The following is a 22512-nucleotide window of genomic DNA, read 5'->3' on the forward strand; positions in this document are numbered from 1 at the left end:
CGCTCAGCCCGCCGTCGTGCCCTCGTCGCCGCCGTCCGCGAGGAACCGCTCGATCAGCGTGTCGTTCTCGCGGGCCTCCTTGCCGGTGACGTGCAGGACCGCGCCGTCGGGCCGCTTGACCACGATGGTGCGCTGAGGCACCCGCGCCAGCCACGTCTGCACCAGAGCGACGACGAAAGAACCGGCGCTCAGCAGCAGCCCGACGGTCTCGACGGACGGGCCGCCCTTGTCGCCGGCTCCCACCGGGCCGCCGGGTGCGGGAAGGTCCAGCCTGGCCGTGGAGTCCGCCTCGGCGAGCACGGCGAGCAGTTCGCGGGCCTCCTTGCGGGCGCGCAGCGGGTCCTCGTCGACGACGGAGATCCGGTATCCGGTGTGGTTGTCGGGCATGGCGTTCTCGTGCTCCCCCTGGGTTCACCGGCTCCTTGCCGGGCGAACGACACTAGCGCCCGGTACTGACACCGGCGGTCCAATGGGCCCGGCCTGCAAAGCCGTTGGCGTGAACACGGTTGCCGATGGCCGAGTCCCGCGCGTCTCACGTCAGGTCACGTCAGGCGCAGTTCCGCCCAGACCGTCTTGCCCGGCGCGCCCTCGCGCGGGGCCACCGCCCAGCGGGTCGCCAGCCCCGCGACGATCAGCAGCCCCCGGCCGGACTCCGCGTCGCCGGGCGGTTCCAGGCCGGAGAGCACGGGGACGCGTTCGGTCCGGGTGTCCGTGACCTCGACGCGCAGGACGCCGGTGCCGTGGGTGAGCCGCACGTGGAAGTCCCGTCCGGCGACGTGCCCGTGCCGTACGGCGTTGGCGGCCAGTTCGGCGGTGATCAGCGTGAGCGTGTCGTTGACCCGGCTGCCGTACGGGTGCCCCCACGCGTCGAGCCGGTAGGAGACCAGCCTGCGGGCGAGGCGCGCGCCGCGCGGGGAGGAGGTGAAGGCCATCGCGAACTCGTGGAGGGGGCGGGCGGCGCTTTCGGCCTCGGCTTCGGCATCGCTGGAGTGCACCCGTGGGGTGGAGATTCGGCTGTTCATGTGGTTCACGCTGCCGGTGCCGTCCTAGCGTGACCAGATACGGCGCGCACACGGAGAGTCGCTGTAAGTGGCCGGTGTGCGGGTGTAGGCGGGACGGAGCGTGACGGCCGGCGCGGGGGCGCGTTGGCCCAGGGAGGTGGTACGGGGATGAGTGAACCGACGGAACTGGTGGACGAGGTGTCCGGGAGCGGCGAGGGTAACGGTCCCGAACGGCAGCCGGAATCGGATGCCGGCTCCGGGATCCTGCGGGTCTTCGGGCGCCAGCTGAAGCGGTTCCGGGTGCGGGCGGGCATGGAGCGGTCCGAGTTCGGCGCGCTGACAGGCTATTCGGTCTCCACCATCGCCGCGTACGAGCAGGGGCGCCGGGTGCCGCCGCCGAGGTTCATCGACCAGGCGGACGAGGTGCTGGACGCGGGCGGGGTCCTCCAGGAGATGAAGGAGGAGGTGGCCCGGGCTCAGTACCCGGCATTCTTCCGGGATGCGGCGCGGTTGGAGGGGGAGGCGGTTGAGTTGCACGTCTACGACACGCACCTCATCAACGGGCTTTTGCAGACGGAGGAGTATGCGCGAGCCGTGTTCACCATGCGACGACCGCTGCTGAGCGACGAGACGATCGAAGAGCGCGTCGCCGCACGCCTGGCGAGACAGACGATCTTCATCCGTCTGCCGATGCCGACCCTCAGCTTCGTCATCGAACAGTCCGTGCTGACGCGGCCCTTGGGCGGCACCTATGTGATGCGCGGGCAACTGGAGCAACTTCTGCTGTGCGGGCAGCGGCGCAACGTGGAGATCCAGATCATGCCGAACGCACGTGACGAGCACGCCGGTCTGGCTGGTCCCTTCACCTTGATCGAGACGCAGGATGCGCGGAGGATCGCCTACGTGGAGGCGTACAAGCACAGCCGTCTCTACACGGACCGGGGCACCGTCCGTGAGCTTGAGGAGCAGTACGGTCTACTCCGAGCCCAAGCGCTCACGCCCCGTGAGTCGTTGACCCTCATCGAGCAACTGCTGGGAGAGACATGAACATCGACGTGGAGGAAGTTGTTGCGTGGCGCACGAGCAGCTACAGCAGTGGTGAGGGCGGGCAGTGCGTCGAGGTGGCTGTCCTGCCTCACGTTGTTCGCGTGAGGGACTCCAAGGACATCAGCCAGCCCGCCATCCCCGTCGCTGCCGCCGCGTGGGCGGCGTTCGTCGGCTTCGCTGCTCAGTAGGCGGCAGTTCTGCCCCCGGTCCACACCGGGGGCAGAACTGTGTCAGGCCACGTCAGCCGCTACGCCTTTGCCTTCTCGCGGACGGGCGGAGTCCAGCGCCCAGCGGCGATCTCGGCGTCCGGCCGTGCCTGGAAGTGCGCGTGTGCCGCCCGCGATCGCGAACTGTTCCGCCTCCACCAGGTCGCCGGTGAACATCACCCCGGCGTCGGGCACCGTGACCACCTGCGTATTCGCCCCGTTGGCCGGGCGTCCGCCTGTTCAGGTCTGATCGTCGGGTCTGGCCGACTGGGAGCTGGGTCGAGGAACTGCAAGATCAGCGACCCGGCAGGGTCGCCTGGCCCGGGTCGTACGGCTGCAGCCGTGGCGGGACACCGGCCGAAGCGTGCGGCGCTGTCATACCTGAGGCGTATCGGTGGTCGGCGCCCGAGTGGTACCGCGGTCCCACTCGGGCGCCGAAGTGCCTCCCGCGGTCCCAGGGATCGGGCCGGCCGCGCTTCTAACGTCGAGTGCAGAGGCCGGGGCGTTCGCCCGGCCGCGTCCGGCGTGAAAGGCCCATCCCTGTGATCGAAGCACGTGAACTGACGAAGCGGTACGGCGACAAGACCGTCGTCGACGCGTTGAGCTTCACCGTCAAGCCCGGTGAGGTCACCGGCTTCCTCGGCCCCAACGGCGCCGGCAAGTCCACCACCATGCGCATGATCGTCGGCCTGGACGCCCCCACCGGAGGCTCGGTCACGGTGAACGGCACGTCGTACGCGAAGCACACGGCACCGCTGCACGAGATCGGCAGCCTGCTGGAGGCCAAGTCCGTCCACCCCGGCCGCAGCGCCTTCCACCACCTCATGGCGCTCGCGTACACCCACGGCATCCCGCGCCGCCGGGTCGACGAGGTCATCGAACTGGCCGGCCTGACCAGCGTGGCCGGCAAACGTGTCGGAGCCTTCTCCCTCGGCATGGGCCAGCGGCTCGGCATAGCGGCGGCGCTGCTCGGCGACCCCGCGATCGTCATGCTCGACGAGCCGGTCAACGGCCTCGACCCCGAGGGCGTGCTGTGGGTGCGCAAGCTGCTGCGCTCGCTGGCCGACGAGGGCCGGGCGGTGATGCTCTCCTCGCACCTGATGAGCGAGACGGCCATGATCGCCGACCACCTGGTGATCATCGGCCGCGGCAGGCTCCTCGCGGACACCACCGTCGACGACTTCACCCGGGAGGCGAGCGGCGGCGGCGTCAAGGTCGCCACCGCCGAGGCCGGCAGGCTGCGTTCGTTGCTGACGGGCCCGGGCGTGACGATCTCCTCCTCGTCCGCCGAGGAACTCCTGGTCACCGGACGCGACGCCCGCCAGATCGGGCGGATCGCGGCCGAGCACGGGGTGGCGTTGTACGAACTCACCGCGCAAACCGTCTCGTTGGAGGCGGCGTTCATGGACCTGACCAGGGACGTCGTCGAGTACCAGAGCCACCCTGTCAAGGCCGAGCGAAAGGCCGCCTGATGACCGTCACCGAACTCTCCCCCACCGCGACCCCGGCCTACAAGGTCACCGGCCCGCGGGTGCTGCGCGCGGAGTGGGCCAAGTTCTGGTCGCTGCGCTCCAGCTGGATCACTCTCGGCGTCGCCGTGGTGCTGCTGGTGGCCCTCGGCGCGATCGCCTCCGCCACCTACAGCCCCGATGCCACCGCGCAGGGCGGGCCGCCCGGACCCGGCTCCGGCGAGCAGGACGCGGTCAGCCTCGCCCTGCTCGGGGTGACTTTCGCGTCACTGGCCCTCGGTGTGCTCGGTGTCCTGTTGTCGGCCGGCGAGTACACCACCGGCATGATCCGCTCCACCCTCACCGCCGTCCCCCGCCGCCTGCCCGTGCTGTGGTCCAAGGCCGCGGTGATCGGCCCCATCACCCTCGTCCTGGCCACGCTCGGCGCGCTGGCCGCGTTCCAGTTGGGGACCCCGGGCCTGGACGGCGAGAAGATCGCCCTGTCCCTGGGCGACGACGGTGTGCTGCGCAGCCTGGCCGGCGCCGGCCTCTACCTCGCCCTCGTCGCCGTCGCGGGTGTGGCCCTGGGCGTGCTGCTGCGCTCCAGCGCCGGGGCGATCGCGGTCCTGGTCGGCGTCCTGCTCGTCCTGCCGGGCCTGGCCTCCCTGCTGCCCGACTCCCTCTACGACACCGTCAGCCCTTACTTCCCCAGCAACGCGGGCTCGGCGGTGTACGCCCTGCATCAGTCCTCCGACGCCCTCTCCCCCGGGGCGGGACTCGCCGTCTTCGCCGGGTGGGTGGCCCTCACCCTCGCCGCAGCCGCCTGGCGGCTCCGCAAGAGCGACGTCTGAGCTGCGGTGCGAGACCATTGGGGATCATGACGCAGAACCCCGCGACCGCCGCCCGGGGGACGGCCACCACGCCGTCCCCCGGGCTCGCCGACGCCTGGGCGCATCCCCTCCTGGGCCGTATCCTGCGCGGTCAGGGCGCACGGCGCCGACTGGACCAGCGGCATCCGTGGCTGCTCGACACCGCGGTCGTCCTCGTCGTCGCCCTGTCCAGCCTCCCCGACCTGGTCTCCGACCGCCGCCACGGCCCCTTCGGAGAAGCCACGAACGGCGCCGGGTTGCCGACCCCGGTGCTGATCGGCTTCGCCGTCGCACTCGCCGTACCGCTGTGGTGGCGCCGTCGGACCCCGGCCATCACGTACTGGGTGATCGCCGGGGTGTTGCTGGCCCAGTGGTCGCTGGGGGTGTGGCAGCAGGCCGGCATGGCCGTGCTCATCGCCCTCTACAGCCTGGCCCTGCACGGCTCACTGCGCGCACTCGGCTGGGCCGCCGCCGCGACCGCGGCCCAGATGACCCTGGCGGTCTGGCTCCTGGCCTCCGTCGAGCACCCGTTCCTCAGCCTCTTCTTCATACTGGGCACGGCGACGGCGGCCATCGCCGTCGGCCTGACGCTGCGGATCCGCCGCCTCTACCTGGCGGCGCTGGAGGACCGGGCCGCGCGTCTGGAGATCGAGCACGACCAGCGCATCCGCCTCACCGCCGCCGCCGAACGCACCCGCATCGCCCGCGAGATGCACGACATCGTCGGCCACAACCTCTCCGTCATGGTCAGCGTCGCCGACGGCGCCGCCACCCTCGCCACCAACCGCGGCGAGGGATCCGCCGAGCCCTTGCGTATTCTCGCCGACACCGGCCGCCAGGCGATGAGCGAGCTCCGGCGCGTCCTGGGCGTGCTGCGCGAGGAGCGGGGACACGACGAAGACGAACGGCCGCTCGGCCCGCAGCCCGGCATCCACGACCTGGACCCCTTGCTGGCCCGCGTACGCGCGGCGGGCCTGCCCGTGGCCTACCGGACCACAGGTGACCTCGACGACCTCGGCAGCGGTATCCAGCTCACCGTGTACCGCATCGTCCAGGAGGCCCTCACCAACACCCTCAAACACGCCGGCCCGGGCTCCACAGCCGACGTCACCCTCGCCAAGGACGCCGGCACCGTGCGCATCAGGGTCGCCGACACCGGCGTACCCGCCGCCGGGGCGCCGTCCGGCGGCACCGGGCACGGTCTCGTCGGCATCCGCCAGCGCGCCGCCATGTACGGCGGCACCGTCACCCTCGGCCCGCCCGCCTCCGGCCAGGGCTGGCTCGTCGACGTCGTACTCAACGTACCCCCGGGGGATCATCAGCCATGACCACCGTCCTCATCGCCGACGACCAGCCCCTGCAACGCATGGGCGTACGCATGCTCCTGGAGGGCACCCCCGGACTGACGCCCGTCGGTGAGGCCGGACACGGCGCCGAGGCCGTCCGCATGGCCGCCGAACTCCGCCCCGACGTCGTCCTCATGGACATCCGCATGCCCGGCATGGACGGCATCGAGGCCACCCGCCGCATCAACGCCGCCGGCGGCCGCACGCGCGTCCTGATCGTCACCACCTTCGACCTCGACGAATACGCCTACGAAGGCCTGCGCGCCGGAGCCAGCGGCTTCCTCCTCAAGGACGCCCGCCCCGAGGAACTCGTCGCCGGCATCCACGCGGTCGCCACTGGCGACGCCGTCGTTGCCCCCCGCCTCACCCGCCGCCTCCTGGACGCTTACACCCACCAGGCCCTGGCACCCGCCGACACCTCACCCGCCGAGGACCCCCGTCTCCGAACCCTCACCGACCGCGAACGCGAAGTCCTCCTCGCCATCGGCCAGGGCTGGACCAACACCGAGATCGCCGAACGCCTCGTCCTGACCGAATCCACCGTCAAGAAGCACGTCGGCCGTGTCCTCGCCAAGATCGGCGCCCGCGACCGCATCCAGGCCGTCATCACGGCGTACGACACCGGGCTGGTCAGAGCCAAGCCGTAGCCCGCCCACAACTCATCGTCGAACGGATGTGCCCGTGTATACCGGACCCCGGCATGACGGGCTGTGAGTGGTTTCCTTCCTCGTGGAGGAAGCGGGCGGCGACCGGATCGACGCCCGAGGCGTAGACCTTCTGGTTCACGAGCTCCAGCACGTCATCGCCTGACGGCGTCCGCGGACGCTGCGTCGGCGGACGGCCGGGGTACGTCGACGCAGGTGTCGGTCTCCCGGGCTGCCGCTCCGTGGCCGAGCTGACCAACACGCTGAACGACCTCCCCACGGCCCTCCCACGAGCAGGACCACGGCCCGTCACGCAACGAGCCGGCTGCCAGCAGACGCAGACCGTCTGTCTGTGACCCGCCGGCCCCCGCGGGCCCGGTGTCCGGTGGCGGGCCTTCTCCGAACGGTTGTCAAGCCGCCCGGACGTCTTCAGCCTGACGTTCAACCCGAACGCCAACCATGCGGTCCAGCCCGCCGGCACGACCGATGACGCGGCCGCCACCGAGCAGAAGGAGTCCGGCGCTGACACGATCGTGCTGGAGTGAGACGCGAGGGACGAGACCCTGTGACTGCCTCCTTGCTCCAGGCCGCCCGCGCCGGCGCATCCAGTCCCCGCGGCAACACCGCCCCGAGGCTGCGCGCGTTAAATGTCCCGGAAGATCTCGATCTGCGCCCCGATGGTGTTCAGCCGTTCGGCGAGGTCCTCGTAACCGCGGTTGATGACGTAGACGTTGCGCAGCACCGAGGTGCCCTCGGCTGCCATCATCGCCAGCAGGACCACCACGGCGGGCCGCTGCGCGGGCGGGCACATCATCTCCGCGGCGCGCCAGCGGGTCGGGCCCTCGACCAGGACCCGGTGCGGGTCGAGGAGTTGCAGGCGTCCGCCGACCGACGGACCTGCTCCGGGCAAGACCGGCCTGACCATGTGGTGGATGGTCAGGGGCATTCAGGGCTCGTCCGAGAGGTGATCAGTCGATGTCCGGGGCGTCGGCCTCGTCGAGGAGACGGGCCGCGAGGTCGTCGGACCACTCCAAGGCCCAAGCGCGGAGCGCGGTGACAGTGGCGTCATCGAGCCCGTAGGCGGCGAAGGCTTCGTCGTCGGTCCACTCGGCGCCTGTGAGGTTCGACTGCAGATCCTCGCGCTCGAAGCGGCCGCGGGCGTGGCGGCGGCCGAATTCCTCGAGCTCGGCATTGGTCCAGCGGCGTGAGGCTGCGAACACGTCGATCAGGTCGCGGGGTGCTCCGCGGTCGGCGAGGGCGCGGACCTTGGTCCCGATCACGTCCTCCTCCGCGAGGACGGGCCCGTAAGGGCTCTGGGCGACCGGCCGCCAGAAGATTTCCTTGAGGATGTCGACTTCGCAGTCCTGCCCGGTGACAGGGTCAGTCACGGTGAAGCGGGCGGACAGCGGGGCGGTCTCCAGCGCGTGCACCTTCCAGCCGCGGGCTTCCAGGCCGGCGCGGAGCGTTGCCGCGATGTCGGCCATGGGTGCCGGGTTCTCGGTGGCGACGTCGAGATCCTGGCTGGGGCGGTTGACGAGGTGGTGCGCCCGTACGGCATACCCGCCGGTGAGGACCAGGGGATACGGGGAGCCGAGGGCGATCACATCTGCCAGGAGCCGCGTGTGCAGCTCCGGCATGTCCGTCACGCGGCGGCCTGGGTGCGGAGGGCGAGCTGGGGGAAGGCGTCTTCCCACACGGTGCGCACGGTGCGGCCGACGAGTGTGCGCAGCACCGGCCACAGCTGGAGGAGCAGGTCCTGGTCGAGGTAGCGGGGCAGGTCGTCGCGCAGGCCCTCGTGCAGGACGGTGCGGTACAGGCCCATGCGCTGGCGAGGCTTGCCCAGGTCGTACGACGTCATTCCGGACCAGGCCATGTGCAGCGGTAGCTCCACGACCCCCTGGGTCGGGCCGTGCAACTCGTCCAGTGACTCCGGCAGACGGCGCCGGAACTTCTCCTGGTACAACGCGAGGTCCTCGACGTCCGTGCCGGAAAGGTCCACCGGAGCGGGTGCGGGGTGCTGTGGGCTGGAGGACATGACTCCATTATGACGGCCGCGATGTGATGCGGGCCATGACGTGCGAGCCGGTGTCCGGAGTGAGCAATGCGGGCCCCTGCCGGGTGAACATGGTTGGGACACCGTGTTCACCCGGCAGAGGCGTGGGCTGTCGGTCATGACGCTCTGGGCGCCCGCACGCGGGGCAGTGAGCCGGGAAAAGGTCCTGGCCTGGCCCTTTGCCGGACTCGCTCCGGCCCACAAGATGACGCCTTCGGTCCCGACCCAAAAGTCCCAGAAGAGTCCCAGAGGCGCCGCCACGCCCCTTCTTGCTTCGCGTTTACGCAGGTCAGAAGGGGTGTGGTGGCGTCTTTTCCGAGGACCCTCAGATGTCCCGGAAGATCTCGATCTGCGCCCCGATGGTGTTCAGGCGTTCGGCGAGGTCCTCGTAACCGCGGTTGATGACGTACACGTTGCGCAGCACCGAGGTGCCCTCGGCCGCCATCATCGCCAGCAGGACCACCACGGCGGGCCGCAGCGCGGGCGGGCACATCATCTCCGCGGCGCGCCAGCGGGTCGGGCCCTCGACCAGGACCCGGTGCGGGTCGAGGAGTTGCAGGCGTCCGCCGAGCCGGTTGAGGTCGGTCAGGTAGATCGCGCGGTTGTCGTAGACCCAGTCGTGGATCAGCGTCTTGCCCTGCGCGGTGGCGGCGATGGCCGCGAAGAAGGGGACGTTGTCGATGTTCAGGCCGGGGAACGGCATCGGGTGGATCTTGTCGATCGGCGCCTCCAGCTTGGAGGGCCGGACGGTGAGGTCGATCAGGCGCGTACGGCCGTTGTCCGCCCAGTACTCGGGCGTGCGGTCGTGGTCGAGTCCCATCTCCTCCAGGACCGCCAGCTCGATCTCCAGGAACTCGATGGGGACCCGGCGCACCGTCAGCTCCGACTCCGTCACCACCGCGGCCGCCAGCAGGCTCATCGCCTCGACCGGGTCCTCGGAGGGCGAGTAGTCGACGTCGACGTCGATCTCCGGCACGCCGTGCACGGTGAGGGTGGTGGTGCCGATGCCCTCGACCTGCACGCCGAGCGCCTCCAGGAAGAAGCACAGGTCCTGGACCATGTAGTTGGAGGAGGCGTTGCGGATGACGGTGACGCCGTCGTGCCGGGCGGCGGCCAGCAGCGCGTTCTCGGTCACCGTGTCGCCGCGCTCGGTCAGCACGATCGGCCGGTCGGGCCGCACCGAGGTGTCGACCCGGGCGTGGTACTGCCCTTCGGTCGCGGCGATGTCGAGACCGAACCGGCGCAGCGCGATCATGTGCGGCTCGATGGTCCGCGTCCCCAGGTCGCAACCGCCCGCGTACGGCAGCCGGAAGCTGTCCATGCGGTGCAGCAGCGGGCCGAGGAACATGATGATGGACCGCGTGCGCACGGCCGCCTCGGCGTCGATGGCGTCGATGTCGAGCCGGGCGGGCGGCACGAGTTCGAGGTCGACGCCGTCGTTGATCCAACGGCTGCGTACGCCGATGGAGTTGAGCACCTCCAGCAGCCGGTAGACCTCCTCGATGCGCGCCACCCGGCGCAGCACCGTGCGGCCCCTGTTGAGCAGCGAGGCGCACAGCAGTGCCACGCAGGCGTTCTTGCTCGTCTTGACGTCGATCGCCCCCGACAGCCGTCGGCCGCCCACCACCCGCAGGTGCATCGGGCCCGCGTAGCCCAGCGAGACGATCTCGCTCTCCAGCGCCTCACCGATGCGGGCGATCATCTCAAGGCTGATGTTCTGGCCGCCGCGTTCGATGCGGTTGACCGCGCTCTGGCTGGTGCCCAGAGCCTCCGCGAGCTGCGCCTGTGTCCAGCCTCGGTGTTGCCGGGCGTCACGGATGAGCTTGCCGATGCGTACGAGGTAGTCGTCTGCCATGAGGCTGAGGCTATCTCAGATATGAGATGGGGCATCCCAGGGGGGTCCGTTCGGGTGACGCGCTGTCAACGTCGCCTCGCGGAACGGGTGCGACGCCACCCGAAAGGTCCGGGCAAATCCATAGATGTCGTACGACGTCCGGTGCTGCTGTGTGTGTGCTTCGGGCCGTGCGCACCGCCGGTGGTGATGGACCAGGAGTGCCGGTTGATGTTCAGGCGCACTCCCGGAAGGATCCGGAAACTCTTGCGGAACGTGAGGGGCATGCCGTGTCTCCTCCCGTGGTTCGGGGACGTACCGGTCCCCTGTCGGCTGCCCCGGGACGGCGCACTCAGTCCCGCACGGCCGGTCCCGCACGGCCGGTCCCCGCAATGGTGGTGAAGCCGCGGGTGCGTGCGGGCCTCGGTGACGCTTCGGTCCGCCCGTACCCCACGGCGTCGATGCCGTCGACCCGGTGAGCCGGGGGATGGCACGGCGTCGCACCGCACGGCGCCTGGGCGCGGTGGCGGCGACGGTGCGGAGCGCGGGCCGTCGTCGCCGCGTCCCGGTGCGGTTCCGCCGTCCGGATGCTGTAACAGATCATCACCGGATCTCCATCCTTTCCCCGCCTGGCCTGCGCGGATCGCTAGCTTTGCCGCACATGTGGGACGGCTCCCCGGAGGACCGCCCAGGAAGAGAACCAGGAAACGAGATGAGACGTTTTCAGAAGCTGGCCGCCGCGACGGGTGTCGTTGCCGCGGTGATATGCGCGACGGTGCAGCCGGCCCAGGCGTACACGCCCACCGTCAAGGCGCAGGCGACCACGACGGTCGTGGGTACCGGCGCCGCCTACTTCATCGGCGGTGACGGCAAGGTCTACCAGACGGGCCTGGACGTGCAGGTCCCCGCGGGGAACGTGTCCCGCGCCACCCCGACTCCCCTGGCCGGTCTGCCGAGCGGGGTGCGGGCGCAGTCGATCGCCTCTGGCTACCGCTTCGTCCTGGTGGTCGGGTCCAACGGCAAGGTCTACGGCACCGGCGTGAACGACCAGGGGCAGCTCACCGACACCAGCGCCGATCACAGTCAGGGCTGGAAGTCCACGCTGACCCCGCTGGCGGGGCTGCCCAGCGGGGTGTCCGCCAAGGCGGTCGCGGCCGGCCACGCCTTCTCTCTGGTCCTGGGCTCCGACGGCAAGGTCTACGGCACCGGTCGGAACGCCTACGGCGAGCTGACCACGTCGATGCAGACGGGCGCGAACTACAAACTGACCCCACTGGCCGGGCTGCCCTCCGGAGTGCGCGCGACCACCGTAGCCGCCGGCCTCAACACCACCGTCGTGCTGGCATCGGACGGACATGTGTACGGCGCCGGCCAGAGCGTCATGGGCTCGCTGTCGGTGAAGGACGCGGTCAACAAGCTGACCGCCTTCGGCGGCCTGCCGGTCAGCCTGGGCGTCAAGGCCGTCGCCGTCGGTAACGCGAACGTCGTCCTGCTCGGCTCGGACGGGCACGTCTGGGTCACCGGGAGCAACGGTGTCGGGCAGTTCGGTATCGGCACCACCGACACCGACGCCCACCCGCTGGCACAGAAGATCCCCGGCATCGACCAGGCGGTCGCGATCGACGCGGACGTCGACAACGTCCTCGCCGTGGACAAGTACGGCATCGTTTACGCGACCGGCGCCAACTACGGCAACATGGGTGACATCGGCAAGCAGTTGACCACGGCCGCAGCCCTGCGGGTGGCCCCCGGCCAGCCCAGCAAGGCCCCGGTCGTCGAAGTGGCCGCCAATATTTCGGACACCCTGGTGCGGGACGCCGACGGTGTGGTCCTCGGTGTCGGTTCCAACGACTACAACCAGCTGACCGGGTCCGGGGGCAAGAACGAGCTGACCGCGTTCGCGGGTCAGCGGATCAGCGCCTACAAGGCGCCCTCGCTCACCGGTACCGCGAAGGTCGGTTCGACGCTGACCGCGAAGAACGGTTCCTGGTCCGTGAAGCCCACCGGGTACAGCTACCAGTGGTACCGGGGCAGCACGGCCATTTCCGGGGCCACGTCCGCGACCTACAAGCTGACCAGCGCCGACAAGGGCCGCAAGATCAAGGTCCGGGTCAAGGGCACCCGCACCTCCTTCACGAGCGGCACCGCCTACAGCCCCGCCACCGGCACGGTCGGGTAGCGCCACGGGTGCGGGGTGCGGGGTGCGGGGTGCGGGGTGCGGGGTGCGGGGTGCGGAGGGCGCCGGCGGTCTGTCGGCCCCGTCGACCCCGGCTCGGCCGCCGCGCGATGGCCTCCAGCAGCTCGTCCAGCGCCGCCGCCTCGTGCGTCCGCCCCCCAGGCCGGGCCGGCCCCACCCGGCTCGGTGAGACCCCGTGCACCGGACGGAACACCACGTCCGGGTGGGAGCGGAAACGGGCCGCCGACGCCGGGGCCGGCGCCACACAGCCGCCGGCCACCGCTCCGAGCCACTCGCCTCGCCGGGGGTTCGTCAGTACCAGCAGGGGTGCCGTGCCCTGAGGGGACGGGCTGCCACCGCACGAAACCCGAAGCCCGGTCGCCGCCGAGGATGATCGGGGCAACCGGGCTTCGCCGGACTGCAGGGGTCAAGCGGCGACCCTTCAGGCTTCCTTCACCACCACGGTCTTGGCCGCCTTGTCGTGGAAGCACTGCTGCAGGGGCTTGTCCCAGAGCAGCGACAGCACGTTCACCAGGGAGAACAACGAGCCGATGAGGTAGACCGCCTGGGGCAGGCCGTAGACCGCGCTGCGCATCCAGAGCTCGTTGTCGGTGGGACGGCCACCGTGCGCCGCGGAGACCACCCGCAGCTTCATCACCTTCTTGCCGATGGACTGCTGGTTCTGGGTGAGCATCATCACACCCTCGTAGCCGAAGACCAGCGCGGCGCCGATGACGCCGGCCACGATCGAGCCGACCGCAGCCGCGACGGTGAACTGGACCAGGATCAACGGAATCAGCAGGATGGCGAAGTCGATCAGGCGGGCCAGGAAGCGGTCGCCGGGATTGGCCAGCGTGCGGTTGCCGGGCGGCGGGCCGTACGGGCCGGCCTGGCCGAGCCACGGCGGGAGCTGGCCGGCGCCCTGCGGGTAACCGGGCGGCGGCGGAGGCGGGTAGCCCGGGCCGGACTGCTGGTCGTACGGGCTCTGCGGGGCGCCGTAGCCGGGCGCGGGCTGCTGGCCCTGGTGGTTCGGGTCTGACGGGTAGCCGTAGCCGGGAGGTTGGTTCGTCATCGTCCTGCTTGTCTCGTGGGTGACTTACCCCAAGGGTTTACGGCCCCCGGCGATCGTTTAGGAAGACTTTGAGACCGACTGTTACGTGAAAACCGATAATTCGCGATCTAGTCACGACCGCTTCAGACCGCGCGACGGATCGGACGGGCCCCGCATGACCATCCGGCCCCCATGTACTAGAGTTATCTCGACATCGAGATATCTGCCGAGGTGCACCGCAGCCGCCACCTCGCTGAGGCATGCCGGACCCAGGTTCGCCCCAGCGGATTGGCCCAGATGCCGCGGCGGCACCACGCGGCGGTAGCCGCATATGGTTTGCGGTGTGGTGGTACGCGCACATCAATGAAGGAGACTGTCGTGTCGGCGAACAGCTTCGACGCCCGCAGCACGCTGCAGGTGGGCGACGAGTCGTACGAGATCTTCCGCCTGGACAAGGTGGAGGGCTCGGCCCGGCTCCCCTACAGCCTGAAGGTCCTGCTGGAGAACCTGCTCCGCACCGAGGACGGCGCGAACATCACCGCCGACCACATCCGTGCCCTCGGCGACTGGGACTCGCAGGCCCAGCCGTCGCAGGAGATCCAGTTCACGCCGGCCCGCGTGATCATGCAGGACTTCACCGGCGTCCCCTGCGTCGTCGACCTCGCCACCATGCGCGAGGCCGTCAAGGAGCTCGGCGGCGACCCGGCGAAGATCAACCCGCTGGCCCCGGCCGAGCTGGTCATCGACCACTCCGTCATCGCCGACAAGTTCGGCACCAGCGACGCCTTCAAGCAGAACGTCGAGCTGGAGTACGGCCGCAACAAGGAGCGCTACCAGTTCCTGCGCTGGGGCCAGACCGCGTTCGACGAGTTCAAGGTCGTCCCGCCGGGCACCGGCATCGTCCACCAGGTGAACATCGAGCACCTGGCCCGCACGGTCATGGTCCGTAACGGGCAGGCCTACCCCGACACCCTGGTCGGCACCGACTCGCACACCACCATGGTCAACGGCCTCGGCGTGCTCGGCTGGGGCGTCGGCGGCATCGAGGCCGAGGCCGCCATGCTCGGCCAGCCGGTCTCCATGCTCATCCCGCGCGTCGTCGGCTTCAAGCTCACCGGCGAGCTGCCCACCGGCACCACCGCCACCGACCTCGTGCTGACCATCACCGAGATGCTCCGCAAGCACGGCGTCGTCGGCAAGTTCGTCGAGTTCTACGGCGAGGGCGTGGCGGCCACCAGCCTCGCCAACCGCGCCACCATCGGCAACATGTCCCCGGAGTTCGGCTCCACCGCCGCGATCTTCCCGATCGACGACGAGACCATCAAGTATCTGAAGCTCACCGGCCGCAGCGAGCAGCAGCTCGCGCTCGTCGAGGCGTACGCCAAGGAGCAGGGCCTCTGGCTGGACCCGAAGGCCGAGCCCGACTTCTCCGAGAAGCTCGAGCTGGACCTGTCGACGGTCGTCCCGTCCATCGCCGGCCCCAAGCGGCCGCAGGACCGGATCGTCCTCGCGAACGCCGCCGAGCAGTTCAAGCAGGACGTCCGCAACTACGTGGACAGCGTGGACGAGGCCGGCCAGGAGTCCTTCCCGGCCTCCGACTCCCCCGCCGTGCACCCCAACGGCGCGCCGTCCAACCCGGTTCCGGTCACCGCCCCCGACGGGACGACCTACGAGCTCGACCACGGCGCCGTCACCGTGGCCGCCATCACCTCCTGCACCAACACCTCCAACCCGTACGTGATGGTCGCCGCCGCGCTCGTCGCGAAGAAGGCCGTGGAGAAGGGCCTGACCCGCAAGCCGTGGGTCAAGACCACCCTCGCCCCGGGTTCCAAGGTCGTCACCGACTACTTCGACAAGGCGGGTCTGACCCCCTACCTCGACAAGGTCGGCTTCAACCTCGTCGGCTACGGCTGCACCACCTGCATCGGCAACTCCGGCCCGCTGCCGGAGGAGGTCTCCAAGGCCGTCAACGACCACGACCTCGCCGTCACCTCGGTCCTCTCCGGCAACCGGAACTTCGAGGGCCGCATCAACCCCGACGTCAAGATGAACTACCTGGCCTCCCCGCCGCTGGTCGTCGCGTACGCCATCGCGGGCTCCATGAAGGTGGACATCACCCGCGACGCCCTGGGCACCGACCAGGACGGCAACCCGGTCTTCCTCAAGGACATCTGGCCCTCCGAGGCCGAGGTCAACGACGTCGTGGCGAACGCCATCGGCGAGGACATGTTCAACAAGTCCTACGCCGACGTCTTCGCCGGCGACGCCCAGTGGCAGGCGCTGCCCATCCCGACCGGCAACACCTTCGAGTGGGACGCCGAGTCGACGTACGTGCGCAAGCCCCCGTACTTCGAGGGCATGGGCATGGACCCGGAGCCGGTCTCCGACATCTCCGGCGCCCGCGTGCTGGCCAAGCTGGGCGACTCGGTCACCACCGACCACATCTCCCCGGCCGGCGCCATCAAGGCCGACACCCCGGCCGGCCAGTACCTCACCGAGCACGGTGTGGAGCGTCGTGACTTCAACTCCTACGGCTCCCGCCGAGGCAACCACGAGGTCATGATCCGCGGCACGTTCGCCAACATCCGCCTGCGCAACCAGATCGCGCCGGGCACCGAGGGCGGCTACACCCGGGACTTCACGCAGGACGGCGGCCCGGTCGCCTTCATCTACGACGCCTCGCAGAACTACCAGGCCGCCGGCACCCCGCTGGTCGTCCTGGCCGGCAAGGAGTACGGCTCCGGCTCGTCCCGCGACTGGGCGGCCAAGGGCACGGCCCTGCTCGGCGTCAAGGCCGTCATCGCCGAGTCGTACGAGCGCATCCACCGCTCGAACCTCATCGGCATGGGCGTCCTGCCGCTGCAGTTCCCGGAGGGCGCCTCCGCCGAGTCCCTCGGCCTGACCGGCGAGGAGACCTTCTCCATCACCGGCGTCACCGAGCTGAACGACGGCACCACGCCGCGCACGGTCAAGGTCACCACCGACACGGGAGTCGAGTTCGACGCGGTCGTCCGCATCGACACCCCCGGTGAGGCCGACTACTACCGCAACGGCGGCATCATGCAGTACGTGCTGCGCAACCTGATCCGCAAGTAAGCGGCGGCACAGGGCAGTTCAGGGCCGCATCCCCGGTGACGGGGGTGCGGCCCGCGCCGTTGTCACCGTCACCGGACGGCTCGGCGCCGTGTCCCGTCACCGGGCGGCTCGGACACGGCCCGCGCCGCCCGCGCGCCGGAAACGCGCTGGACCGCGCTGCAACCCGCGCCCCTTCGCGTACGTCCGCCGTGTCACAGCCGTTTACAACAGGGCCACTCGCCGCTAGCTTCGCCAGTGGTGGGGTGGGAGCGCTCCCATGACGGTGGACCGGAACCCGCCGCCACGGGGCGCTCCCACCTCGTCCGCTCGGACCATCGACGCACGCCCGTAACCCGTACACGGCCGCAGCTGAAGGAATCCGAATGTCATGATCCTGTCAATCGAGAGGACCGCGCGCCGATCGGCGCCCTCCACCCGGACCAAGGCCCTCTTCCTGGTCCTGGTCTCCCTGCTCGCCACCGTCCCGGCCCTGGCCCTGGTGCTGACGGCCGGCGTGCCGGCACAGGCCCACGGCACCCCGATGAAGCCCGGCAGCCGTACCTTCCTGTGCTGGCAGGACGGCCTCACCGACACCGGTGAGATCAAGCCGGTCAACCCGGCCTGCAAGGCCGCCCAGCAGATCAGCGGCACCACGCCGTTCTACAACTGGTTCTCGGTGCTGCGCTCGGACGGCGCCGGCCGCACCCGCGGCTTCGTGCCGGACGGCGAACTGTGCAGCGGCGGCAACCCGAACTTCACCGGCTTCAACCTGCCGCGCAACGACTGGCCGTTGACCCACCTCACCTCGGGCGCGACGGTCGACTTCTCGTACAACGCCTGGGCCGCGCACCCGGGCTGGTTCTACGTCTACGTCACCAAGGACGGCTTCGACCCGACCAAGACGCTCACCTGGGACGACCTCGAGGACACCCCGTTCCTCACCGTCGACCACCCGCCGCTCAACGGCAGCCCGGGCACGGTCGAGGCCAACTACTCCTGGAGCGGCAAGCTCCCCGAGGGCAAGTCGGGGCGGCACATCATCTACATGGTGTGGCAGCGCTCGGACAGCGCGGAGACCTTCTACTCCTGCTCCGACGTGGTCTTCGACGGCGGCAACGGCGAGGTCACGGGCATCCACGACCCGGGCAACCCGACCGACCCGGTCCCCGGCACCTGCTCCGCCACCCGCAAGACCACCGGCACCTGGAACGGCGGCTACCAGTCGGAGGTGACCGTCACCAACACCGGCGACGTGCCCATGCTGGGCTGGATGGTCGACTGGACGCTGCCGGACGGCCAGAAGGTCGACAGCCTGTGGAACGGCAACGCCACCTACACCGGCCAGGACGTGATGGTCCACAACGCCGACTGGAACGGCTCGCTGAGTCCAGGCGCGAGCACCACCTTCGGATACGTCGTCACCGGCGACGGCGGTGACGCGGCGACGACCCTGCCCTGCCAGGTCGGCTAGGGCCCGCCCCGGCGCAGCGGCCGGCCCCGGACGGCCGATCGAGGCTGCTCCCGGGCCGGCCGATCGAGGCTGCCCGTTACGGCCGCTCAGGACTGTCCCGGACGGCCGCCCCGGACGCCCGCTCAGACCGACCCCTGAAGGCGGCTCCCGGCGGCCCGCTCCGGCGGCCCCGGAGGGCGGCTCCGGCCGGCCCTGAGAAGGCGGCTCCCGGCGCCCCGGCACAGCCTCGCCGGGGCCGCACAGGCGTGCCCCCGGCCCAAGCACCTCGCGGTGGGCCGGGGGCACGCACGCGTGTGCCGGCGCAAGCACCTCGCGGTGGGCCGGGGGCACGCACGCGTCTGCCGGCGCCCGCGCGCGGCCCTCGGTCCGGCAGCTCGTCCGACCGCAGGACCCCGCCCCTACCGACTTCCCCGGTGCGTTCGCGAGTGCCTTCCCCGCAGTCTGCGACAACGTTGTCAACGCGTCACGCAAAGGCCGACGGCAAGTAAGTGATCAGTGATGTCAAGGGCGTTGCCTGTGGCATTCGGGGCCTATGTCGTGGATTTTTCCGGCGACGCGCCCACCGGGGGTGCGTATTTCCTCGAGGTCTCAACTCGGATAAGACCATTGACGAACCTTGCATTCGATCTTGATCCGCCCACCAGAAATGGACTATACCTGTCGGCGATTCATCCGATCCGCACTTCCTGCACGACCCTGCTTGACCTGACCGCGGTGCCGGGGAGGATCCGGTTCACCGCCTGAGTCCTGGAGAAGGCGAGGACTTGAGCATGGGATCCACTTCCGCCGAGAACCACGGCACCGACAGCACCGGCACATCGGGTGTGGGACGCCGCGATCTGATCAAGCGGTCCGCCGCGCTCGGACTGGTCTCCGTACCCGCGATGAGCCTGCTGTCCGCGTGCGCGAGCGGCGGCGGGGGTGACGACGACGGCGACTCCAGCCAGGGCAAGACCTCGAAGTCCAACCCCTTCGGAGTGCAGAAGGGCAGCAAGCTCGACGTCGTCATCTTCAAGGGCGGCTACGGCGACGACTACGCCAAGGCGTGGGAGGCGAACTACCAGCAGAAGCTCGGCATCACCTCCACCCACACCGGCACGCAGGAGATCACCGGCAAGCTCCAGCCCCGCTTCAACGCGGGCAACCCGCCGGACATCGTGGACGACTCCGGTGCCCAGCAGATCAAGGTCGACGTCCTGTACAAGAACGGCCAGTTGCTGGACCTCGCGCCGGTGCTCGACGCGCCCTCGGTCGACGACCCGTCCAAGAAGGTCCGGGACATGATCATCCCCGGCACCCTGGACGCGGGCATGCAGGAGGGCAAGATCGTCGCCCTCAACTACATCTACACCGTCTGGGGCCTGTGGTACTCCGGCAAGCTTTTCAAGGACAAGGGCTGGGAGGCGCCCAAGACCTGGGACGAGTTCATCGCCATCTGCCAGGACGCCAAGAAGCAGGGCATCGGCGGCCTGGCCCACCAGGGCAAGTACCCGTACTACATCAACGTCGCCATCATGGACATGATCGCCAAGAAGGGCGGTCTGGAGGCCATGAAGGCGATCGACAACCTCGACCCCAAGGCGTTCGTGGGCTCCGACGCGGCCCAGGCGGGCGTCGAGGCGATCTACGAGGTCGTCGAGAAGGGCCTGTTGATGCCCGGCACCAACGGCCTGACCCACACCGAGTCGCAGACCCGCTGGAACCAGTACAAGGCCGCCTTCATCACCTGCGGCTCCTGGCTGGAGAACGAGCAGCTGAAGCAGACGCCGGCCGACTTCGACATGAAGTTCCTGCCGATGCCGCTGCTGCCGGACAGCGAGCTGCCGTTCGAGGCGATCCGGGCCGGCTCCGGCGAGCCCTTCATCATCCCCGCGAAGGCCAAGAACCTCGCCGGGGCCAAGGAGTTCATGCGGCGCATGCTCTCCAAGGAGTGGTCGACGCTGTTCGCCAAGGAGGCCAACTCGCTGACCATCCTCAAGGACGGCGTCGATCCGAGCGTCAAGCTGCGCCCCGGCACCCAGTCCACGGTCGAGGCGTCCAAGGCGGCCGGTGACAACACCTTCCGCTACCTGTACACCGAGTGGTACAGCGAGATGGGGGCCGCCATCGAGGCCGCGTCCAACGAGCTGATGGCCAAGCGCATCCAGCCGAAGGAATGGCTGAAACGCTGTCAGGCTGCGGTCGACAAGCAGGCCAAGGACCCGTCCTCCAAGAAGAACCACCGGGACTGACCGCGACGCCGTGTCCCGGGCCGGAGCGATCCGGCCCGGGGCAGGACACCAGGGGCAGGAAACGCCAATGCGCAAAGGGCAGTACAGGTTTGTCGCGGGATTCCTCTTCGTCCCCGTGGCGCTCTATCTGATCTTCGTGATCTGGCCGTACATCCAGACGTTCGGCTATTCGCTGACCGACTGGAAAGGACAGTCGCAGACCTTCAGGTTCGTCGGCCTCGACAACTACCGGGCGCTGCTGAAGGACGACGTCTTCCTGCAGGCCATCTGGCACAACATCCTGTTCCTGATCTTCATCCCGGTGATCACCATACTGCTCGCCCTGTTCTTCGCGTTCATGGTGAACGCGGGCGGACGCGGCAGGGCCGGCGGAGTCCAGGGCGTCGCCGGATCCCGGTTCTACAAAGTCGTCTACTTCTTCCCGCAGGTGCTGTCGCTGGCGATCGTCGCGGTGCTGTTCAACACGGTGTACCGCAGCGACGGCGGCGGCCTGCTCAACGGTTTCCTGATCAAGGCCGGCCTGGTCGATGCGAACAACCCGGTGGAATGGCTCAACGAGCCCGACATGGTGCTGTGGGCGCTGATCATCGCGGTGGTCTGGCACGGCGTCGGCTTCTACCTGGTGCTGTTCTCGGCCGCCATGCAGTCCATCCCGAAGGACGTCTACGAGGCCGCCCTCATCGACGGCGCCGGCCGCGGCCAGTCCTTCTTCCGCATCACCCTGCCGCTGCTGTGGGACACCGTGCAGACCGCCTGGGTCTACCTGGGCATCGTCGCGATGGACATGTTCGTCCTGGTGTCCTCCATGACCCAGAACATGGGCGCCTACGGCGGCGGCCCCGACCATCACAGCGACGTGATGTCGACGGTGATGATGCGCAACTTCCAGTACTTCGGCAAGAGCGGCTACGCCTGTGCCATGGGCGTCGTCATGCTGCTGCTCACCCTGGTCCTGTCCGTGGTCATGCTGCGCGCCACCCGCCGCGACCGCGTCGAGTTCTGAGCGGGAGATACGACGATGAGCGCACCCCTCAAGGAGACCGCCCCCCGGGGCGGCACCCCCCAGCCGCGGCCGAGCGCCGCCGAGGCCCCCGCCCGCCCCGCCGGCCGGAGCGGCGAAGGCGTCGTCCTGAACGTCTTCTCGCACGGCTTCCTGGCGCTGTGGGCCCTGCTGATCGTGCTGCCGCTGCTGTGGCTGGTGCTCAGCTCCTTCAAGACCGACGCCCAGATCGGCGGCTCGGCCTTCGGCCTGCCCGAGAACTGGACCTTCGACGTGTTCCGGCGCGCCTGGGACAAGGGCATCGGCGACTACTTCCTCAACACCGTCATCGTGCTGGTCTTCTCCGTGCCGCTGACGATGCTGTTCGGCTCCATGGCCGCGTACGTGCTGGCCCGCTACCGGTTCTGGGGCAACCGGCTGCTGTACTACTTCTTCGTCGCCGGCGCCATGTTCCCGGTGTTCCTGGCCCTCGTCCCGCTGTTCTTCATGGTCAAGCGGCTGGACATGCTCAACACCTACCAGGGCCTCGTCCTGGTCTACATCGCCTACTCGATGCCGTTTACGGTGTTCTTCATGCACGCCTTCTTCCGGACCCTGCCTACGGCGGTGTTCGAGGCGGCGATCCTGGACGGGGCCTCGCACACCCGGACCTTCTTCCAGGTCATGCTGCCGATGGCGAAGCCGGGGCTGATCAGCGTGGGGATCTTCAACACGCTCGGCCAGTGGAACCAGTTCATCCTGCCGACGGTCCTGATGCAGCCGCAAAGCGGCGACGACCCCGAGCGCTACGTCCTCACCCAGGGCCTCATCCAGCTGCAACAGCAGCAGGGCTACGCCTCCGACCTGCCCGTCCTCTTCGCGGGCGTGACCATCGCGATGGTTCCTATGCTGGTGGTGTACCTGTCCTTCCAGCGTCAGGTGCAGGCGGGTCTGACGTCGGCCACGCTGAAGTAGCGCTGCGCAGCCGGCCGACCGCGCGCCGTTCCCGGGCCGGGGCGGGGCGCGCGGTTATGTCTGCATGCACCCCGAAACGGTTCAACCTCTTGACGGGAGGCGACCCGAA

Annotated in this window: 20 protein-coding genes and 1 pseudogene; 13 read left to right on the forward strand and 8 right to left on the reverse strand. The window is 69.5% G+C overall.

The window, feature by feature from the left end; translation table 11 throughout:
* Positions 1-3: 3 nt before the first annotated feature.
* Positions 4-387, reverse strand: a complete 384-nt coding sequence (locus ACZ5GT_RS14715) for an effector-associated constant component EACC1 (RefSeq protein ID WP_469021554.1) — start codon at positions 385-387, stop codon at positions 4-6.
* Between the two features lie 155 nt (positions 388-542).
* Positions 543-1022, reverse strand: coding sequence for an ATP-binding protein (locus ACZ5GT_RS14720; RefSeq protein ID WP_469021557.1), 480 nt, complete (start codon positions 1020-1022; stop codon positions 543-545).
* Positions 1023-1169: 147 nt separating this feature from the next.
* Here ACZ5GT_RS14720 and ACZ5GT_RS14725 point away from each other — a divergent pair, with 147 nt between their 5' ends.
* The 7 genes from ACZ5GT_RS14725 to ACZ5GT_RS14755 all read left to right on the forward strand — a co-directional run bounded on the left by ACZ5GT_RS14725 (position 1170) and on the right by ACZ5GT_RS14755 (position 7106).
* Positions 1170-2048 (forward strand): helix-turn-helix domain-containing protein, encoded by an 879-nt coding sequence (locus ACZ5GT_RS14725; protein WP_469021563.1) that lies wholly within the window; start codon positions 1170-1172, stop codon positions 2046-2048.
* On the forward strand, positions 2045-2236 hold the full coding sequence (locus ACZ5GT_RS14730; RefSeq protein WP_469021570.1) for a DUF397 domain-containing protein: 192 nt from the start codon (positions 2045-2047) through the stop codon (positions 2234-2236). Before ACZ5GT_RS14725 ends, ACZ5GT_RS14730 begins: the two co-directional genes overlap by 4 nt.
* A gap of 560 nt (positions 2237-2796) precedes the next feature.
* Positions 2797-3726: an ABC transporter ATP-binding protein gene (locus tag ACZ5GT_RS14735; protein ID WP_469021576.1), complete on the forward strand. Its 930-nt coding sequence runs from the start codon at positions 2797-2799 to the stop codon at positions 3724-3726.
* On the forward strand, positions 3726-4553 hold the full coding sequence (locus ACZ5GT_RS14740; protein ID WP_469021581.1) for an ABC transporter permease: 828 nt from the start codon (positions 3726-3728) through the stop codon (positions 4551-4553). The genes ACZ5GT_RS14735 and ACZ5GT_RS14740 overlap by 1 nt, the downstream gene beginning before the upstream one ends.
* Before the next feature lie 26 nt (positions 4554-4579).
* Complete coding sequence (locus tag ACZ5GT_RS14745) at positions 4580-5899, forward strand: sensor histidine kinase (RefSeq protein WP_469021586.1); 1320 nt, start codon at positions 4580-4582, stop codon at positions 5897-5899.
* Complete coding sequence (locus ACZ5GT_RS14750) at positions 5896-6564, forward strand: response regulator (RefSeq protein WP_469021589.1); 669 nt, start codon at positions 5896-5898, stop codon at positions 6562-6564. Before ACZ5GT_RS14745 ends, ACZ5GT_RS14750 begins: the two co-directional genes overlap by 4 nt.
* Positions 6565-6968: 404 nt before the next feature.
* Entirely contained in the window at positions 6969-7106 is a 138-nt protein-coding gene (locus ACZ5GT_RS14755) for a hypothetical protein (protein ID WP_469021592.1), read from the forward strand.
* A gap of 98 nt (positions 7107-7204) precedes the next feature.
* On the opposite strand, the pseudogene ACZ5GT_RS14760 reads toward ACZ5GT_RS14755, so the two are convergent.
* The 5 genes and pseudogenes from ACZ5GT_RS14760 to ACZ5GT_RS14780 all read right to left on the reverse strand — a co-directional run.
* A pseudogene (locus tag ACZ5GT_RS14760) lies at positions 7205-7450 on the reverse strand (UDP-N-acetylglucosamine 1-carboxyvinyltransferase); the annotation flags it as partial.
* Positions 7451-7529: 79 nt separating this feature from the next.
* A complete protein-coding gene (locus tag ACZ5GT_RS14765) occupies positions 7530-8198 on the reverse strand; it encodes a nucleotidyl transferase AbiEii/AbiGii toxin family protein (RefSeq protein WP_469022067.1) in 669 nt (222 codons plus the stop codon).
* A 5-nt stretch (positions 8199-8203) separates the two neighbouring features.
* The gene (locus ACZ5GT_RS14770; RefSeq protein ID WP_469021595.1) at positions 8204-8596 is read right to left on the reverse strand and encodes a hypothetical protein; all 393 of its coding nucleotides are present in this window, start codon (positions 8594-8596) and stop codon (positions 8204-8206) included.
* 343 nt (positions 8597-8939) lie between these two features.
* Positions 8940-10469: a helix-turn-helix domain-containing protein gene (locus tag ACZ5GT_RS14775; protein WP_469021598.1), complete on the reverse strand. Its 1530-nt coding sequence runs from the start codon at positions 10467-10469 to the stop codon at positions 8940-8942.
* Between the two features lie 65 nt (positions 10470-10534).
* Complete coding sequence (locus tag ACZ5GT_RS14780) at positions 10535-10732, reverse strand: DUF4236 domain-containing protein (RefSeq protein ID WP_469021603.1); 198 nt, start codon at positions 10730-10732, stop codon at positions 10535-10537.
* Positions 10733-11157: 425 nt separating this feature from the next.
* Here ACZ5GT_RS14780 and ACZ5GT_RS14785 point away from each other — a divergent pair, with 425 nt between their 5' ends.
* The gene (locus ACZ5GT_RS14785) at positions 11158-12624 is read left to right on the forward strand and encodes an RCC1 domain-containing protein (RefSeq protein ID WP_469021609.1); all 1467 of its coding nucleotides are present in this window, start codon (positions 11158-11160) and stop codon (positions 12622-12624) included.
* 439 nt (positions 12625-13063) lie between these two features.
* On the opposite strand, the gene ACZ5GT_RS14790 is transcribed toward ACZ5GT_RS14785, so the two are convergent.
* Positions 13064-13693 (reverse strand): RDD family protein, encoded by a 630-nt coding sequence (locus tag ACZ5GT_RS14790; RefSeq protein WP_469021616.1) that lies wholly within the window; start codon positions 13691-13693, stop codon positions 13064-13066.
* Between the two features lie 357 nt (positions 13694-14050).
* On the opposite strand from ACZ5GT_RS14790, the gene acnA reads away from it, so the two are divergent.
* The 5 genes from acnA to ACZ5GT_RS14815 all read left to right on the forward strand — a co-directional run bounded on the left by acnA (position 14051) and on the right by ACZ5GT_RS14815 (position 22403).
* Entirely contained in the window at positions 14051-16768 is a 2718-nt protein-coding gene (gene acnA / locus ACZ5GT_RS14795) for an aconitate hydratase AcnA (RefSeq protein WP_469021622.1), read from the forward strand.
* Between the two features lie 367 nt (positions 16769-17135).
* Positions 17136-18218 carry a lytic polysaccharide monooxygenase auxiliary activity family 9 protein gene (locus ACZ5GT_RS14800; RefSeq protein ID WP_469021627.1) on the forward strand — a complete coding sequence of 361 codons (1083 nt, stop codon included), beginning with the start codon at positions 17136-17138 and terminating at the stop codon, positions 18216-18218.
* Between the two features lie 770 nt (positions 18219-18988).
* Positions 18989-20449: an N-acetylglucosamine/diacetylchitobiose ABC transporter substrate-binding protein gene (ngcE, locus tag ACZ5GT_RS14805; protein WP_469021630.1), complete on the forward strand. Its 1461-nt coding sequence runs from the start codon at positions 18989-18991 to the stop codon at positions 20447-20449.
* A 67-nt stretch (positions 20450-20516) separates the two neighbouring features.
* Positions 20517-21452, forward strand: a complete 936-nt coding sequence (locus ACZ5GT_RS14810) for a carbohydrate ABC transporter permease (protein ID WP_469021633.1) — start codon at positions 20517-20519, stop codon at positions 21450-21452.
* A gap of 15 nt (positions 21453-21467) precedes the next feature.
* Positions 21468-22403 carry a carbohydrate ABC transporter permease gene (locus tag ACZ5GT_RS14815; protein ID WP_469021636.1) on the forward strand — a complete coding sequence of 312 codons (936 nt, stop codon included), beginning with the start codon at positions 21468-21470 and terminating at the stop codon, positions 22401-22403.
* The last annotated feature ends 109 nt before the right edge of the window (positions 22404-22512 follow it).

The sequence above is a fragment of the Streptomyces sp. NPDC031340 genome (assembly GCF_055569945.1).